Origin of the sequence: Stenotrophomonas sp. BIGb0135, assembly GCF_024810105.1 — a bacterium.
Lineage (GTDB): Bacteria > Pseudomonadota > Gammaproteobacteria > Xanthomonadales > Xanthomonadaceae > Stenotrophomonas > Stenotrophomonas maltophilia_AB.
This window is the reverse complement of sequence record NZ_JANUDX010000013.1, coordinates 24,620-40,618: the sequence shown is the minus strand read 5'-3', so window position 1 is coordinate 40,618 and position 15,999 is coordinate 24,620. Positions and strand designations below refer to the sequence as shown.

The window sequence follows — 15,999 nt, the reverse complement described above, 5'->3', positions numbered from 1 at the left end:
AGCGGTGTCATGAACACCTGGCCGGGGCACGCCTGCGTGCCCCCGCCGACCCACGTCCGGCGTTACCCGCTTACTTCTTCTTTTTCTTCTTGTCCTTGGCCTGTTCCTTGCTGGCCACCACCACCGGTGCCGCCACCGGGCGGTCCTGGCCATTGCCCTTGGCCACGCGGATGCCATTGGCCTTCATCCAGGCGTCGAACTCATCGGCGGACATTTTCTTGTCGCCATTGCTCATCATGAAGCGGTAGCTGCCGCGCCCATCGAGTTCGGGCGTTTTGACTTCCACCATGTTCTCGATGACCGGCGCATCGGCCTTGGCCGTTTGCTTGTGGCCGCCACAGGCCGTCAGCAGCACGGCCGGCAGCAGCAGGCAGGCGCCGCGGAACAGCGGGCGGTTGAGGAGGTTGGCGTGCATGGGGGAATCTCCCGGTAGTGAATGGAACGTCGGGTACAAGGCCATCCATTGCCCGGTTCGGTCTGCCTGCCACGCACGGGCAGGCTGGAAAGTCACGGCGGGGCCGCGGCGCCATCGGCCGCGGCATACAACGCATCCAGATCGTGCGGGCTCAGCTCGCGCCAGGCCCCCTTGCCCAGCTCGCCCATCGGCAGCTGCCCGATGGCCACGCGCACCAGGCGCAGCACGTTGATGTCCAGGGCAGCGAGGAGGCGGCGGATGTGCCGGTTGCGGCCTTCGTCGAGCACCACTTCCAGCCAGGCGGTCTTCTCACCGCTGCGCAGCAGCGTGGCGCGGCGCGCGCGCAGCCGTTCGCCCTCTTCTTCCACGCCCGTGCACAGCGCCTGCAACTGGGCGGCATCGGGAATGGCGTCGATCTGCACGTGGTAGGTTTTGTCCGGGCCGGTGACCGGATCGGTCAGCCGCGCCGCCCACTGCGGGTCGTTGCTGAACAACAGCAGCCCTTCGCTGGCCTTGTCCAGGCGCCCCACCGGGGCGATCCAGGGCAGGCCCGCGCCATCGAAGCACCGGTAGACGGTGTCGCGGCCCTGCTCGTCCTGCGCGGTGGTGACCAGGCCGCGCGGCTTGTTGAGCATGAGGTGGATGCGCCGCGGAGCGTCGAGCGGCTGGCCGTCGACGCGCACCTGGTGGCGCCCATCGACAATGGGGAATTCGGGATTGTTGATGACGCGGCCATCGACGGTGACCCGCCCGGCCTGGATCCAGCGCGCCGCTTCGGTGCGTGAACACAGGCCGGCCTTGGACAAGACGCGCGCCAGGCCGTGGCGCGTGGCGCCGTCACTGCGCGCGGGACTTGCCGGTGACGCACGCCGCTCGGGGCGGCGTGGTCGGGATGCAGGCGCGGCGGGGGGCCGGCGTGTGCTCATCGTGCTCCGCGCAGCGCGCGGCTTACTTCTTCTCGCCCGGCTTGGTGTCAGCCGGTGCGTCGGCGGCAGCCGGTGCGGCGGCGGGAACCGGACGTGCCTTGACCACGCGCACACCGCGCGCCTTCATCCAGGCGTCGAACTCTTCGGCGGTCATGCGCTTGCCGTTCTGGCTCATGTCGAAGCGCCACGGGGTATTGTCGAATTCGGTCGCCGGCTTGTAGGCGGCCGGGTCGTTGGCCTTGATCGCCGGTGCACCGGGCATGGCCTTGGCGATGTTCTGGCAGCCGTCGATGCGCAGGCGCTGCAGGACGCGGTCGAGCGACTGCTGCTGGTCGAAATTGGAGGTGAGCACGCCAGCGGGCATGCCAAGCTGGACGTTGCGGATGTAAAGCTCTTCGGCAACCGGCGCGATGGCGGTGGCCGGCAGCGGCAGCGGCGAGGCGCTGATGGCACGTGCCGAGCAATCCACGGCTGCGTAGGCGGTGGGGATCAGGGCCAGGCCGAGCACGGCGGCCAGTGCGATACGCAGCATGGGATGCATCCAGGGAATAGGGTGACGCGGCGAGTTTAACAGCGCCACAACGGCTTTCAAGATCCCACATTCAATGAATACGGCAACTTGTTGGATTTATTGTTGATTTCTTCTTCGATCCCTTAAACGCTGGCTTCGATCGGGTGATACGCGAGCGTAAGGGCCCCGTCGCGGCCGGTAGGCCCCTGGCGTAGTGTCCCCCGGCCGCGGGGCGGCCTCCTCCTTTATTTTGCCCAGGAGCCTACCGACCGCGACGGGGCTCGCTTGCGGTGGGGAGGTCGACACCAGGCTTTTCTCACTTCCGTCGGTGGGTCGGGCGCTGGGGCCCCATGCCCTTTCCGGCGAATGTCCCCCGGCGTCGGCCTGCGGCCGCCCCCTCCTCCTTTATTTCGCCTCCAAGGGCATGGGGCCCCAGCGCCCGACCCACCGACACCCGCGTCACCAGCGCGCCACATGCTTGTCGCCGCCCGGGATGGAAAAAAGGAACAAAAAAAAGGGCCCGGCAATGCCGGGCCCTCTTCTGAGGCTGTACTACCAGAAGGATTAGTTCTGGACGTTCAGCTCGGTACGACGGTTCTTTGCACGACCTTCCGGGTTGTCCGAACCATCCGGGTTGGTGTTCGGTGCAATCGGACGGCTCTCGCCGTAGCCGATCGGACCCACCAGACGCGAAGCGGACACGCCGTTCTTGGTCAGGTAGTCATACACGGTGGTGGCGCGACGCTCCGACAGCTTCTGGTTGTAAGCGTCGGTACCCTTCGAGTCGGTGTGACCGGCAACTTCAACGCGCAGATCCGGGTAACGCTTCAGGATCTCGGTGGCTTCGCTCAGGATCGCCACGGCGTCCGGACGCAGGGTCGCCTTGTCGAAGTCGAAGTTCACGCCCTTCAGATCGATGGAGACCGGCACCGGGCAACCGTCCGGACCGATGGTCTGACCCGGCTGCGAATCCGGGCACTTGTCGTCGCAGTTGTTGACGCCGTCGCCGTCGTCATCCAGGTCTGCGCAGCTCGGAGCCACCGGAGCCGGGGCAACCACAGCAGCGGTCGGGGCCGGGCCCAGCGGGATCACGACGCCGACCGAAGCCAGCACGTCGCCGAACCAGCTCTCGTCCGGAGCGGAAACGCTCTGGTCGTCGAAATCAGCGCGGTAGGCCACTTCGGCGCGGACAGCAACGCGCTTTTCGAAGGTGGTCTGCAGGCCGACACCGACCTTGGCGCCGAGGTTGCCGTCCTTGCGCTCACGCGGACCGTTCAGGTTCAGCGAGCCGTACTCTTCTTCCGACTTCTGGTAGCCCAGACCCATCAGCAGGTAGGGGTTCCAGCCGCGGCCTTCAGAGATGAAGTGGCGACGCAGGTCGAGCGAGACGCCGTACTGGCTCCAGTTCAGATCCTGGTTGGCATCGAAGTTCGGGTTCTGGTAGTTCAGCTCGCCGTCCAGCGACCAGTTGGGGCTGATGAACTTACCGAGGCCCAGGGTCACGAACGGAGCGTCGTTGGTCAGACGGTCGCTATCCTGGAAGTTGAAGCCGGCCGAACCGGTCAGGTACCAGCGGTCATCAAAATCCTGCGCCGATGCAGCCTGGGCGAAAGCCAGACCGCCCAGCAGCGCGGCAGTAAGGATCTTCTTGTTCATTGAGTACAGCTCCTATTTCGGGGGTATGAAACCGGTAGAGGCATGGGCCAGCACCTGCGTCGTTTTCAGACTGCCGATTCAGCACGCCACCGCCGCGAACATTATGCTCAGGAGGGTGAAGGTGATGTTAACGGTCACGTAACATGTGAAGACGACGGCCAGACCTCTACCCGGCCCAGCTGGTGGCACCCTATACAGGTTGATGAAATTGCGCAAGACCCAGCAACGACAAGGGTTTTCGCATCCCCTACCGGGCGTGTCACATCCGACGCATTATTCCGCAGCGTAACGCGCAGCGTCTTGATTCAGCGCAGGAACAGCGTTGTATACGGTCGTATGATGGATGCGAATCCTGCGTGGGAGCCGCCATGAAAGCCGTGGGTTTAACGCGTTACCTGCCGATCGACGACCCCGCCTCGCTGCTCGACCTGAACGTGCCGCCACCGGGAATTCCCACCGGCGCGGATCTGCTGATCCGCGTCCACGCGGTATCGGTCAACCCGGTGGACACCAAACAACGCGCGCCGCGCGCGCAGCAAGAGGACCCGCCGCGCATCCTCGGCTACGACGCCGCCGGCGTGGTGGACGCGGTCGGGCCGGAGGTCACCGCGTTCCTGCCCGGTGACGAAGTCTATTACGCCGGCGATGTCACCCGTCCCGGCTGCAACGCGCAGTGGCAATGGGTGGATGAGCGGTTGGTGGGGCGCAAGCCGGCCACGCTGGATTTCGCCGATGCCGCCGCATTGCCGCTGACCGCGTTGACCGCGTGGGAACTGCTGTTCCAGCGCATGCCATTACAGTTCGATGACCGCCGTCATGCCGGCCAGGTACTGCTGGTCATCGGCGGCGCCGGCGGCGTGGGCTCGATCGCGATCCAGTTGGCGCGCCACGCGGGCTTCACCGTGGTGGCCACCGCCTCACGCGAGGCCTCCGCGCAGTGGTGCCGGCAGATGGGCGCCCACCACGTGATCGACCATCGCCACCCCTTGCCCGCCCAGCTGCAGGCATTGGACATCGCGCATGTGCATGTCGCCCTCAACCTCGCCGACACCGACCGCTATTGGGACGTGCTGGGGGAGCTGCTGGCCCCGCAGGGGCATGTGGGCCTGATCGTCGAGCCGCGCGATGCAGTGCGCATCGGCGACCTGTACAAGGCCAAGTGCATCGGGATCCATTGGGAATTCATGTTCGCCCGCGCCAGGTTCCGCACTGCGGACAGGATCGAACAGCACCGCATCCTGAGCCGGGTAGCCAGCCTGGTCGACGCCGGCGCGCTGCGCAGCACGCGCAGTGCGCACCTGGGCGTGATCAATGCGGCCAACCTGCGCCAGGCCCACCGCCAATTGGAAAGCGGCAGCACGATCGGCAAGCTGGTGCTGTCCGGCTGGGAGTGACGGCACCCGCGCGCCGACCGCGGCTGTCGGCGCACATTGCCACCTATCTGTATCTGTCGGCCCTCCCCCGCCCGACCTACATTCAAGGGCCCTCCCGGTGATGTCGCCATGCCCACCTCGCTCCCGCTGCGCCTGCTGCAACTGCTGATCGGCCTGTTCCTGTACGGCATGGGGGCGGCAGTGATGATCCGCGCCGCGATCGGGGTGGCGCCCTGGGACGTGCTTTCTCAGGGCATCGCCCTGCAGACGCCCCTGTCGTTCGGCGTGGCCACCAATGTTGTCGGCGCGCTGGTGCTGCTGCTGTGGTGGCCGATCCGCCAGAAGCCCGGCCTGGGCACGGTGCTCAACGTGATGCTGATCGGCCCCAGCGCGCAGTTCGGCCTGTGGCTGCTGCCGGAGGTGCATGGCCTGGCGTGGCAGATCCCGATGTTCCTGTCCGGCCTGTTGATCGTCGCCCTGGCCACCGGCCTGTACATCGGCGCGCGTTTCGGCCCCGGCCCCCGCGATGGCCTGATGACCGGCCTGCACGCCCGCACCGGCTGGCCGATCTGGGTGGTGCGCAGCGGGATCGAAGGCAGCGTGCTGGTCATCGGCTGGCAGCTCGGCGGCAACGTCGGCGTCGGCACCCTCGCCTTCGCGCTGTTGATCGGCCCGCTGTGCGGCGTGACCCTGCCGCTGTTCGGCATCCGCAAGCCTGCCCCGGCGGCAGCCACCCCCTGAGGGCATCCGGGCCCGCGTAGTGCTGGCCAACGGTGGTGGCATGCCCGGGGGCCCGCGGTTCGCACCGCAAACCGCGGGCGAAGCGCGAAGGATGCCGCGAAGCGCCCCCTTGCTTGTGAGGGCCTTTCGCGGCACCCTTCGCGCTTCCGTACGCAAGCGTATCGACATGTCGCCAGCCGCCGAGTCCCCCGCCGAATCCCCCGCCTATCCGCACCTGTTCGCTCCGCTGGACCTGGGCTTCACCCAGCTGCGCAATCGCATCCTGATGGGGTCCATGCACACCGGCCTGGAGGACCGCGCCCGCGACTTCCCGCGCCTGGCCGCCTACTTCGCCGAGCGCGCTGCCGGCGGCGTGGGGCTGATCGTCACCGGCGGCTTTGCGCCGAACGTGGTCGGCTGGCTCAAGCCGTTCGGCGGCAAATTGTCCTGGCCGTGGGAGGTCCGCCCGCATCGCCAGGTGACGGCCGCGGTGCACGCCAACGGCGGCAAGATCTGCCTGCAGCTGCTGCATGCCGGCCGCTATGCCTACCACCCCCTGTCGGTGGCACCGTCGAAGCAGAAGGCACCGATCAATCCGTTCACCCCCCGCGCGCTGTCCGCCGGCGGCGTGGAGCGCCATATCGCCGATTACGCGCGCAGCGCGCGGCTGGCGCGCGAGGCCGGCTATGACGGCGTCGAAGTGATGGGCTCGGAAGGCTATCTGATCAACGAGTTCATCGCCCCGCGCACCAACAAGCGCACCGACCGCTGGGGCGGCGATGCGGCCCAGCGCATGCGCTTTGCGGTGGAGATCGTGCGCCGCATCCGCGAAGCGTGCGGCCCGGACTTCATCATCATCTACCGCCTGTCGCTGGTCGACCTGGTCGAGGACGGCAGCAACTGGGCGGAAATCGTGGCGCAGGCCAAGGCGATCGAAGCCGCCGGCGCCACGCTGATCAACGCCGGCATCGGCTGGCATGAAGCACGCATCCCCACCATCGCCACCTCGGTGCCGCGCGCGGCCTTTGCCGGGGTCACCGCCAAGCTGAAGCCGCACGTGCAGGTGCCGGTGATCGCCACCAACCGCATCAACATGCCCGACGTGGCCGAGCGCATCCTGGCCGGCGGCGGCGCGGACATGGTGTCGCTGGCGCGCCCGTTGCTGGCCGATCCGGAGTGGGCCAACAAGGCCCGCGCCGGTCGGCCCGAGGCGATCAATACCTGCATTGCCTGCAACCAGGCGTGCCTGGACCACGTGTTCGAGAACAAGACCGCCAGCTGCCTGGTCAACCCGCGTGCCGCGCACGAGACCGAGCTGGTCTACCGCCCGGTTACCGTGGCCAAGCGCGTGGCGGTGGTCGGCGCCGGCCCGGCCGGCCTGGCGTGCGCCACGGTCGCGGCCGGGCGCGGCCACGCGGTCACCCTGTTCGACGCCGGCAGCGAGATCGGCGGCCAGTTCAACGTGGCCAAGCGCATCCCGGGCAAGGAAGAATTCCACGAGACCCTGCGGTACTTCCGCCACACCCTCGAGCAGACCGGCGTGGACGTGAAGCTGGGTACCGTGGCCGACGTGGCCACGCTGGCCGGCTTCGACGAGGTGGTGGTGGCCACCGGGATCACCCCGCGTCGGGTCGACTTCCCCGGCGCCGACCACCCCAAGGTGGTCAACTACCTGGACGTACTGCTTGGCCGGGTCCAGGCCGGCGCACAGGTGGCGATCATCGGCGCTGGCGGGATCGGCTTCGATGTCGGCGAGTTCCTCGTCCATGATGGTCCGTCCAGCGCGCTGGACCCGGCCCGCTGGATGGCCGAATGGGGCGTGGATCCCACCTTCGAAGGGCGCGGCGCGTTGGCCAGGCCGGCGCCGGAGCCGGCCGCGCGCAAGGTCTGGCTGCTGCAGCGCAGCCCGGGCAAGCCCGGCGCCCGGCTGGGCAAGACCACCGGCTGGATCCATCGCGCCACGCTCAAGGCCAAGGGCGTGAAAATGCTCGGCGGCGTGGAGTACCTGGGCGTGGACGATGACGGCCTGCGCATCCGCATCGATGGCCAGGAACAGACCCTCCCGGTCGACCACGTGGTGGTCTGCGCCGGGCAGGAACCGCGCCGCGATCTGCATGCGGCACTGCAGGCGGCCGGGATCAACGCGCACCTGATCGGCGGCGCGGATGTCGCCGCGGAACTGGACGCCAAGCGCGCCATCCACCAGGGAAGCCACCTCGCCGCCGCACTCTGAGGGCGCCCGACAGCGACCTGAATACGGGCCCGTGAACGCGATCCGGGCCCCGCTCCGAACCTGAATGTCAAGCCTTCGGGTTCAGGATGCATTGGGAAATGGCCCCCTATCGTGCGCCAACTTTCCCGCTCACCACCCAGTTCGAGTGAGCGCGCGGACCCCACGTCTTGTTCGGGTCCGCTCCCGGGCGGCCCCGATGGCCGCCTCCCCATGACGCCAAGTCGTACCCTCGCCCCGTCCGCACGATCGGATGGACAGCCAGGTGCGGCCCACACGGAGCAAGGAGATTTATGAAACTGGCCTGGATTCTCTGGCTGTCACAGTTGTTGCCGCAGCCTGCCGCCGATTCGTTGTGCCTGAGCACGACCGTCTACCTCGAAGCGCGTGACCAGACCCTGCGCGGCCAGCAAGCCGTCGCGGAGGTGGCCCTGCGCCGGCTGGACAGCGGCCTGTGGGGCGACTCGATGTGCAAGGTGGTCACCGCGCGCAAGCAGTTCGCCCCGACCATCGTCGCCCCCGGCACCCAGCTGGGCAACGCGGACGCCTGGCAGGAAGCGATGACCGTGGCCTTCGATGCCGAACGCAACTGGGCCCTGCCGGCCGGTGAGCGCAAGGAGATCGTGCCCGGGGCGAGCCACTTCGCCGCGCTGTCGATCGCCAACCCGAGCTGGCGCAACGCCTACCAGGTGGCCACGATCGGCGACCACACCTTCTACCGCGTGCAGAAACTCAAGCCGCGCGCGTCGTAACGATCTGTTACGGCCATACCGTTGAGGATACGGGTCCCGCTCTGGAATAGTGAGCGGCTGCCCCATCACCCTCCCAACGGAGTTCCCATGAAGCTGTACAGCAAGCCCGGTGCCTGCTCCACCGCCGACCACATCGCCCTGCAGTGGACCGGCCAGCCGTTCGAGGTGGAACTGCTCGACAAGGACACCCTGAAGGCGCCGGCGTTCCTGAAGATCAATCCGGCCGGCTCGGTGCCGGCGGTGGTCGATGGCGATTTCATCCTGACCCAGAACGCGGCGATCATGGGCTACATCGCCGATACCTACCCGCAGGCCGGCCTGGCCGGTGACGGCAGCGCCCAGCAGCGCGCCGAGGCCACCCGCTGGTTGTCCTTCGTCAACTCGGACCTGCACCCGGCGTTCAAGCCGCTGTTCGGCCCGGGCACCTTCATCGAAGACGACAGCCAGTACGACGCCATCCGCGCCACCGCGCTCAAGCGCCTGCGCGGCCTGTTCGAACGTGCCGACAAGCAGCTCGCCGACCGCCCGTGGCTGGCCGGTTTCCGCAGCTTTGCCGACCCGTACTTCTACATCACCCTGCGCTGGGCGGCGGGCGCCAAGGTCGACCTGAGCGGCCTGGACAACATCGCCGCCTACAAGAAGCGCATGGACGCCGATGCCGGCGTTCAGGCCACGCTGAAGGCCGAAGGCCTGAGCTGAGTCGCTCGGCGTTGCGCATATATAAGAAGAGAGCCCGGCACTGCCGGGCTCTCTTTTTTGTGTGGCGGTAGCACCCTGCGCCCTGCTAGCCGAGCGTACGCACCACGTTGCCGCTGGCGTCGCGCAGCTCGGTCGGCACCACCCGGATCCGCAGGCGGCCACCGGGCAGCGGGTAGGTGCCGCGCTGGGCCTGCACGTGCTCCAGCACGCCGCGCAGGGTGGCCGGGCTGAGCACGCAGCGCGCGCTGTCCTGTTCGAGCGCGACATGGTCGGCCTCGCCCGGCTCGAAGCGCCAGCTTCGCTCGCGGTCGGCCAGGGTCAGCGCACGGCCGTGGTCCAGCCGCAGTGGCAACAGCTCCAGCACGCCCGGCACCTGGCCGGCGCCGAGCACCAGTTCGACGGTGTCGCCCTCCACCGCCCATCCAAGCGTTTCGATGAACAGCATGCCGGTGGTGGAGCCCTCGCGGGCGCTGCCGGCCTCGACCGCCGCGGCCAGCGCCGGATCGGCCAGCAGCGAGCCGCGCTGCAGGTCGGTGATCCACAGCGGCATGGCCGGCGCCAACGCGTCCAGCACGCCCTGCGTCGACCAGCGCCGCACCGCGGCCATCTCGTCATCGCTCAGGCCCACCACCTGCAGGAAACGCATACGGCCGTTGGCGGTGTCACGCGCCGGCAGTTGCGGATCCTCGACCAGGGCCAGGTGGCGCAGCACGGTATCGGTCTCCAGCGCGATCGGACCGTTGGCGTCCAGATGATGGCCGGCCTCGAACACATTGCCGCTGCCGAATACATAACGCGCCAGGTTCTGCAGCAGGTTCATCGGCCACACCGGCGGCGCGGCGTCCGGCGCCTCTCCCGGCGCGGCGGCCAGGCGGAAGGTCAGTTCGAAACCGTAGCCGCTGTCAGCCGCGTCATCGCTCTGCTTGTCGTACAGCTCGGAGAAGCCGTAGGTGACGTAGTGCCAGTGCGGGCGCGGGGCGTCGGCCCAGTACACGCTGATGCCGTCCAGCGGATCGTCGCCGCCCAATGTGTAGGGCAGCGCCGTGCCGTAATGCTTCGGCTCCTGGCCGGGATACAGCGCGGCCAGCGCCGCGTTGATCGCATCCCAGCCCGGGGTGCCGTCATCGTCCTTCGTGGGGTCCATCGCGTGGCTCCTGCGGGTGTAGCCAGGCAAGGTAACGCCCGGGCGCGACGACCACCACCCTTCCAAGACGCCACGATTCAGCCAGGAACCGCGGTCGCCGTGTCCGGCACCGCTGTCGCTGGCGCGGCGGGTGCGTCGAGCAGCGCATGGGTGTCGCTCAGCCAGCGGCTGGCCAACGCCGGGCTCCTGGCCTTGGCGACCGCGGCGGCCATGTCCGGCCACAGTTTCTCCAACGCGCCGGCATCGGTGCAGCGCTCGATCTTGAGCTGCATGAAATAGCCCTTGAGCCCGAGGTGCCTGCGCACCGATTCGCTCATCCAGTCGTACAGGCGCTTGTACAGGTCTGGATCCTGCTCGCGGCCGGCGGTGAGCGTGCGCGCGGCCGGTGCCGCAACCGCGCCGCCAACCACTTCGATCAGTCCGGCCTGCGCCAGTTGTGCCAATGCGTCCTCCGGCGCGCGCAGGCCCGGTAACAGCGCGGTCAACGCGTCGTCATCGCGCTGACCATCGACCATCAGCAGAATGGACCGCAATGCCGGCGGCAGGCGCCGAGCGCGGTCTTCGATTTCCTGACGGCCCGCGGCCGTCTTGGCATGGATATAGGCCATGTGGTGGTTCCCCCTGTTACTGCGGTGTTGCCACGCCCGGCAGCCAGCCCTCGGCCGGTGCCCGTGCGTCCCCTTGCGACCGTTCCAGGTGGTTGCCCACGCCGGCGCCCCCGTGCGCACCGTGTCCCCAGCACGCACCGCCAGGCCCCGGGGCCTGCAGCGGTCACGTTCGGAGCTTACCTGAGGCCGGCCGACACCGATAATGCGCTGCAGCACGCATCGGTCAGGCGTCGGCGCGGAACTGCAGATGCCGGCGGTAGCGCGGATGAGGACCATGAGCAGGACCGGCAACGCGATCGTGCAGGAGGTTCAGTCGTCGCGAGTGCCACCCCGCCTCGGCAATCGGATACACCGCATGGGCCAGCAGGCCGCCCCAGCCGATCGCCGCAGCCAGCGCCCTGCCCGCCCGCATCCTGTGTTCGACAGCCATGCTGCGCCGCACGGCGACCGGGTCCGCGGCGGCCCCGTCCGGGGCCGCGCCTGCGTGTTCGTCCCCGGCGAAGCGGACGGTGCGGGTCACCGCCCCAGCGCGCGCCGGATCTCGTCCAGTGCCGCCGGATCATCCAGCGTGGACAGGTCGCCCGGATCACGCTCTTCGGCCAGCGCCTGCAGCGAGCGCCGCAGCAGCTTGCCCGAGCGGGTCTTGGGCAGGGCGTTGACGATGTGGATGTGCGCCGGTCGCGCCAGCGCGCCCAGCGACTGGGTCACCCGCTGCATCATCTCGGTGATCACCGCGCTGCCGTCACCCTCCACCGCCTGGCGCAGCGTGACGAACACCAGCGGCACCTGGCCCTTCAACTCGTCCTTGACCCCGATCACCGCCGCCTCGGCCACCAGCGGGTGGCCGGAGATGCACTCTTCGATCTCGCGCGTGCCCAGGCGGTGCCCGGCCACGTTGATCACATCGTCGGTGCGGCCCAGGATGAAGGTGTAGCCATCCTCGTCGCGGATCGCCCAGTCCAGCGAGCTGTACAGCAGCTCCTTGAAGTGGCTGAAATAGCTCTGCAGGAAGCGGTCGTCGTCCTTCCATACCGTGCTCATGCAGCCCGGCGGCAACGGCGGGGTCATCACCAGCACGCCCTTCTGCCCGGGCGCGACTTCGTCGCCGGTGTTCTCGTCGATCACTTTCATCTTGTAGCCGAGGTTGGGGAAGCCGGGCGAGCCGAAGCGCACCGGCTTCATGTCCACGCCGGGCAGCAATGTCAGCGCCGGCCAGCCGGTTTCGGTCTGCCAGTAGTTGTCGATGATCGGCTTGCCCAGCGCATCGTTGATCCAGTGCGCGGTCGGCTCGTCGAGGGGTTCGCCGGCCAGGAACACGTACTTGAGCGCATCCAGGTCGTGGCGGGTGATGAAGTCGGTATCGTGCTTCTTCAGCACGCGGATGGCGGTGGGCGAGGAGAACAGCGTGCGCACCCCATACTGCTCGCACAGTGCCCACCAGATGCCGGGGTCGGGGTGGGTCGGCAGCCCTTCGTAGAGCAGCGAGGTGCAGCCACCGATCAGCGGCCCGTACACGTTGTAGGAATGGCCAACCGCCCAGCCCACGTCCGAGGTGGAGAACATCACCTGTCCCGGCTTGCAGTCGAACACGGTCTGCATCGACTGCGCCATCGCCACCGCGTAGCCGCCCACATCACGCTGCACGCCCTTGGGCTTGCCGGTGGTGCCGGAGGTATACAGCAGGTAGCTGGGCTCGCTGGATTCCAGCCACACCACGGGCACGTCCTGGTCGCCGACTTCCTCGCGCAAGGTGGCGTAGTCGAGGTCGCGGCCGGGCACCTTCGGCTCGGCCGGGTCCAGCCCGCGCGACACGATCAGCACGTGCGGCGGTGGCGAGGCGGCTTCGGCGCACGCGGCATCCACCATCGCCTTGTACGGAATGACCTTGCCGCCGCGCTTGCCGGCATCGGCGGCGATCAGTAGCTTGGGTTGGGCATCATCGATGCGCAGTGCCAGGTTGTGCGCGGCGAAGCCGCCAAACACCACCGAGTGGATCGCGCCGATGCGGGCGCAGGCCAGCATCGCAAACACCGCTTCGGCCATGTTCGGCATGTAGATCACCACGCGGTCGCCGCGGCCGACGTCCAGCCGCTGCAGCACGGCGGCGAAAGCGTTCACCTCGCGATACAGCTCGCGGTAGGTGATCTCGCGGGTCACGTCGGTCTCGGTGGAGACGGCCACCAGCGCCAGCTGGTCGGGTCGCTCGGCCAGGTGCCGATCGACCGCGTTGTAACAGAGGTTGGTTTCCCCACCGACGAACCAGCGCCGGAACGGCGGGGTGCTGTAGTCGAGGATCTGCTCCGGTGCCTTGTGCCAGTAGATGCGCTGCGCCTCCTCGGCCCAGAACGCCTCGGGTTCATCGATGGAACGTCGGTACATTTCCTCGTAACGCATGACAGCCCTCCCAGACAAAGCCATGGGATCGAGCATAGTCCGATGGTCGGTGCCCGACCGTCCGACCTTGGTCGTAGGACCCGGTAGAGCCGAGCCATGCTCGGCTGCTTCGGCGCCGATCATTGCCGTGCTGCGCACGGCCGGGTAGAGCCGAGCCATGCTCGGCTGCTTCGGCGCCGATCGTTGCCGTGCTGCGCACGGCCAGGTAGAGCCGAGCCACGCTCGGCTGCTTCGGCGTCGATCGTTGCCGTGCTGCGCACGGCCAGCCGAGCATGGCTCGGCTCTACCGGGTGGTCCATCGGCAGATCCCTGACCAGCGTGTACCCATCGTTTGTCGAACAGGGTCCGATGGTGAGGCGGGGGCCGTCCGCCCTCGGTCGCACGGCCCGGTAGAGCCGAGCCATGCTCGGCGGCTTCGGCGCCGATCGTTGCCGTGCTGCGCACGGCCAGCCGAGCATGGCTCGGCTCTACCGGGTGGTCCACCGGCAGATCCCTGACCAGCGTGTGCTCACCGTTTGTCGAGCAGGGTCCGATGGTGAGGCGTGGGACGCCCGACCTCGGTCGCACGGCCAGGTAGAGCCGAGCCATGCTCGGCTGCTTTGGCGCCGATCGTTGCCGTGCTGCGCACGGCGAGCCGAGCATGGCTCGGCTCTACCGGACGGGCAAAAAAAAACGCCAGGCGATGCCTGGCGTTTTCGTCAACTCACCGACCAACGGTCGGTATGCGCCCGCGGATCGATCAACCCAGCAGGTGGGCCACGCCGGCGCGCTCTTCTTCCAGCTCGGCGAGGGTCTTGTCGATGTACTTCTGGCTGAAGTCGTCCACCGGCAGGTCCTTGACCAGGGTGTACTCACCGTTTTCGGTGGTGACCGCGAAGCCGAAGATCACGCCTTCCGGGATGCCATAGGAGCCGTCGGACGGCACGCCCATGGTGACCCACTTGCCGTTGCTGCCCAGCACCCAGTCACGGATGTGGTCGACGGCAGCATTGGCGGCCGAGGCGGCCGAGGAGGAGCCACGGGCTTCGATGATCGCCGCGCCGCGCTTGCCCACGGTCGGGATGAAGGTGGACGCGTTCCATTCCTGGTCGTTGATCGCTTCGGCGATGGAGGCACCATCGGCGGTGGCGAAACGGTAGTCCGGGTACATGGTCGGGCTGTGGTTGCCCCACACGATCAGCTTCTCCATGCCACCGACCGGCTTGCCGAGCTTGGTCGACAGCTGGCTCAGCGCACGGTTGTGGTCCAGGCGCAGCATGGCGGTGAAGTTGCGCGGGTTCAGGTCCGGTGCCGACTTCATGGCGATGTAGGCATTGGTGTTGGCCGGGTTGCCGACCACCAGCACCTTGACGTCACGCTTGGCGACCTTGTTCAACGCCGCGCCCTGCGCGGTGAAGATCTTGGCGTTTTCCAGCAGCAGGTCCTTGCGCTCCATGCCCGGGCCGCGCGGACGCGCGCCGACCAGCAGGGCGATGTCGGCGTCCTTGAAGGCCACTTCGGCGTCGTCGGTACCGACCATGCCGGCCAGCAGCGGGAACGCGCAGTCTTCCAGTTCCATCATCACGCCGCGCAGGGCGGCCTGGGCCTTGTCGACCGGCAGCTCGAGCAGCTGCAGGATGACCGGCTGGTCCTTGCCCAGCATGTCGCCGGAGGCGATGCGGAACAGCAGGGCGTAGCCGATCTGGCCGGCGGCGCCGGTCACGGCAACACGAACAGGTGCTTTCATGGGGATTTCCTCTGCTAAGAAGCTAAGAAGCGATGGGGGAGATGGCCGCGCGGGCGGGGACAGGCCTGGCGGGGCGGCCGGAACGTGAAAACGGCCCCCTTCACAGGGGGCCGTCGGGATCGGATCAGGCGGCCGGGATGAGCTTGTTCCACTCGGCCACGCGCTCGGCCTGGGCGGCCAGCACGGCGTCGGTGTCGCCTTCCAGGGTGATCGAGTGGATCACGTCGCCCTGCTTCACCGAATCGACGATGGCCTGACCCTCCAGGACCTGGCCGAACACGGTGTGCTTGCCGTCCAGCCAATCGGTCTTGATGTGGGTGATGAAGAACTGGCTGCCGTTGGTGTTCGGGCCGGCATTGGCCATCGACAGCGAACCCACCTGGTGACGCACGCCGTTCTTCTCGTCCTCGAACTTGTAGCCCGGGCCGCCGGTGCCACGACCCTGCGGGCAGCCGCCCTGGATCATGAAATCGGGGATCACGCGGTGGAAGATCAGGCCGTCATAGAAGCCGTGCTTGACCAGGTTCACGAAGTTGGCGACGGTCAGCGGGGCCTTGTCGGCGAACAGCTCGACCTTGATCGGGCCCTGGGTGGTGTCGAAAGTGGCGATGAGGGACATGCAAATCCTTGGGGTACGGGGGTTTGTCGTTAGCCCCATAGGATACACCCGGGACTCGCAGGGGGCCTGCCTGACGATGGTCGAACACCCCCTCGGCGGCACCCGACCGGTGCTCCGGACAGGCGCCCCTCACAGAGATGAATGCCCGTCCGGCAAGGCTTGCAAGAGACTTTTCGCGATTGGTCATCTTGGCCGTATAATGTTGGACTTCTTTTTCCAAATCCGG

General features: G+C 67.8%; 15 protein-coding genes. 5 read left to right on the top strand and 10 right to left on the bottom strand.

Annotation, left to right across the window (positions count from 1 at the left end; genetic code table 11):
• Nucleotides 1–70: 70 nt before the first annotated feature.
• From M2421_RS19395 to M2421_RS19380, 4 genes are all read right to left on the bottom strand, one after another.
• Nucleotides 71–415, bottom strand: coding sequence for a hypothetical protein (locus M2421_RS19395; protein WP_259209942.1), 345 nt, complete (start codon nt 413–415; stop codon nt 71–73).
• 92 nt (nt 416–507) lie between these two features.
• Nucleotides 508–1,341 (bottom strand): pseudouridine synthase, encoded by an 834-nt coding sequence (locus M2421_RS19390; protein ID WP_259209940.1) that lies wholly within the window; start codon nt 1,339–1,341, stop codon nt 508–510.
• 22 nt (nt 1,342–1,363) lie between these two features.
• Nucleotides 1,364–1,873, bottom strand: a complete 510-nt coding sequence (locus tag M2421_RS19385) for a hypothetical protein (RefSeq protein ID WP_259209939.1) — start codon at nt 1,871–1,873, stop codon at nt 1,364–1,366.
• A 543-nt stretch (nt 1,874–2,416) separates the two neighbouring features.
• Nucleotides 2,417–3,508: an OmpA family protein gene (locus M2421_RS19380; RefSeq protein ID WP_259209936.1), complete on the bottom strand. Its 1,092-nt coding sequence runs from the start codon at nt 3,506–3,508 to the stop codon at nt 2,417–2,419.
• Between the two features lie 368 nt (nt 3,509–3,876).
• Here M2421_RS19380 and M2421_RS19375 point away from each other — a divergent pair, with 368 nt between their 5' ends.
• The 5 genes from M2421_RS19375 (at nt 3,877) to M2421_RS19355 (ending at nt 9,282) form a co-directional block, all read left to right on the top strand.
• Nucleotides 3,877–4,902, top strand: a complete 1,026-nt coding sequence (locus M2421_RS19375) for a zinc-binding alcohol dehydrogenase family protein (RefSeq protein ID WP_259209934.1) — start codon at nt 3,877–3,879, stop codon at nt 4,900–4,902.
• A gap of 108 nt (nt 4,903–5,010) precedes the next feature.
• The gene (locus tag M2421_RS19370) at nt 5,011–5,622 is read left to right on the top strand and encodes a hypothetical protein (protein WP_259209932.1); all 612 of its coding nucleotides are present in this window, start codon (nt 5,011–5,013) and stop codon (nt 5,620–5,622) included.
• A 166-nt stretch (nt 5,623–5,788) separates the two neighbouring features.
• Nucleotides 5,789–7,834, top strand: a complete 2,046-nt coding sequence (locus M2421_RS19365; RefSeq protein ID WP_259209930.1) for an NADPH-dependent 2,4-dienoyl-CoA reductase — start codon at nt 5,789–5,791, stop codon at nt 7,832–7,834.
• A gap of 290 nt (nt 7,835–8,124) precedes the next feature.
• On the top strand, nt 8,125–8,583 hold the full coding sequence (locus M2421_RS19360; RefSeq protein ID WP_259209928.1) for a cell wall hydrolase: 459 nt from the start codon (nt 8,125–8,127) through the stop codon (nt 8,581–8,583).
• An 87-nt stretch (nt 8,584–8,670) separates the two neighbouring features.
• The gene (locus tag M2421_RS19355) at nt 8,671–9,282 is read left to right on the top strand and encodes a glutathione S-transferase N-terminal domain-containing protein (protein ID WP_259209927.1); all 612 of its coding nucleotides are present in this window, start codon (nt 8,671–8,673) and stop codon (nt 9,280–9,282) included.
• Between the two features lie 85 nt (nt 9,283–9,367).
• On the opposite strand, the gene M2421_RS19350 is transcribed toward M2421_RS19355, so the two are convergent.
• The 6 genes from M2421_RS19350 to M2421_RS19325 all read right to left on the bottom strand — a co-directional run bounded on the left by M2421_RS19350 (nt 9,368) and on the right by M2421_RS19325 (nt 15,773).
• Entirely contained in the window at nt 9,368–10,426 is a 1,059-nt protein-coding gene (locus M2421_RS19350; RefSeq protein ID WP_259209925.1) for a suppressor of fused domain protein, read from the bottom strand.
• A gap of 77 nt (nt 10,427–10,503) precedes the next feature.
• Nucleotides 10,504–11,034, bottom strand: coding sequence for a hypothetical protein (locus M2421_RS19345; RefSeq protein ID WP_259209922.1), 531 nt, complete (start codon nt 11,032–11,034; stop codon nt 10,504–10,506).
• A 223-nt stretch (nt 11,035–11,257) separates the two neighbouring features.
• Entirely contained in the window at nt 11,258–11,554 is a 297-nt protein-coding gene (locus M2421_RS19340) for a hypothetical protein (protein ID WP_259209920.1), read from the bottom strand.
• A complete protein-coding gene (gene prpE / locus M2421_RS19335) occupies nt 11,551–13,428 on the bottom strand; it encodes a propionate--CoA ligase (protein WP_259209919.1) in 1,878 nt (625 codons plus the stop codon). Before prpE ends, M2421_RS19340 begins: the two co-directional genes overlap by 4 nt.
• Nucleotides 13,429–14,167: 739 nt before the next feature.
• Entirely contained in the window at nt 14,168–15,154 is a 987-nt protein-coding gene (locus M2421_RS19330; RefSeq protein ID WP_019186175.1) for a malate dehydrogenase, read from the bottom strand.
• Nucleotides 15,155–15,278: 124 nt separating this feature from the next.
• Entirely contained in the window at nt 15,279–15,773 is a 495-nt protein-coding gene (locus M2421_RS19325; RefSeq protein WP_259209917.1) for a peptidylprolyl isomerase, read from the bottom strand.
• Nucleotides 15,774–15,999 lie beyond the last annotated feature (226 nt).

Bases quoted from the DNA above. Each gene is read 5' to 3' on its own strand.
- M2421_RS19395 (WP_259209942.1), bottom strand. From the start codon at position 415: ATGCACGCCAACCTCCTCAACCGCCCGCTGTTCCGCGGCGCCTGCCTG.
- M2421_RS19390 (WP_259209940.1), bottom strand. From the start codon at position 1,341: ATGAGCACACGCCGGCCCCCCGCCGCGCCTGCATCCCGACCACGCCGC.
- M2421_RS19385 (WP_259209939.1), bottom strand. From the start codon at position 1,873: ATGCTGCGTATCGCACTGGCCGCCGTGCTCGGCCTGGCCCTGATCCCC.
- M2421_RS19380 (WP_259209936.1), bottom strand. From the start codon at position 3,508: ATGAACAAGAAGATCCTTACTGCCGCGCTGCTGGGCGGTCTGGCTTTC.
- M2421_RS19375 (WP_259209934.1), top strand. From the start codon at position 3,877: ATGAAAGCCGTGGGTTTAACGCGTTACCTGCCGATCGACGACCCCGCC.
- M2421_RS19370 (WP_259209932.1), top strand. From the start codon at position 5,011: ATGCCCACCTCGCTCCCGCTGCGCCTGCTGCAACTGCTGATCGGCCTG.
- M2421_RS19365 (WP_259209930.1), top strand. From the start codon at position 5,789: ATGTCGCCAGCCGCCGAGTCCCCCGCCGAATCCCCCGCCTATCCGCAC.
- M2421_RS19360 (WP_259209928.1), top strand. From the start codon at position 8,125: ATGAAACTGGCCTGGATTCTCTGGCTGTCACAGTTGTTGCCGCAGCCT.
- M2421_RS19355 (WP_259209927.1), top strand. From the start codon at position 8,671: ATGAAGCTGTACAGCAAGCCCGGTGCCTGCTCCACCGCCGACCACATC.
- M2421_RS19350 (WP_259209925.1), bottom strand. From the start codon at position 10,426: ATGGACCCCACGAAGGACGATGACGGCACCCCGGGCTGGGATGCGATC.
- M2421_RS19345 (WP_259209922.1), bottom strand. From the start codon at position 11,034: ATGGCCTATATCCATGCCAAGACGGCCGCGGGCCGTCAGGAAATCGAA.
- prpE (WP_259209919.1), bottom strand. From the start codon at position 13,428: ATGCGTTACGAGGAAATGTACCGACGTTCCATCGATGAACCCGAGGCG.
- M2421_RS19330 (WP_019186175.1), bottom strand. From the start codon at position 15,154: ATGAAAGCACCTGTTCGTGTTGCCGTGACCGGCGCCGCCGGCCAGATC.
- M2421_RS19325 (WP_259209917.1), bottom strand. From the start codon at position 15,773: ATGTCCCTCATCGCCACTTTCGACACCACCCAGGGCCCGATCAAGGTC.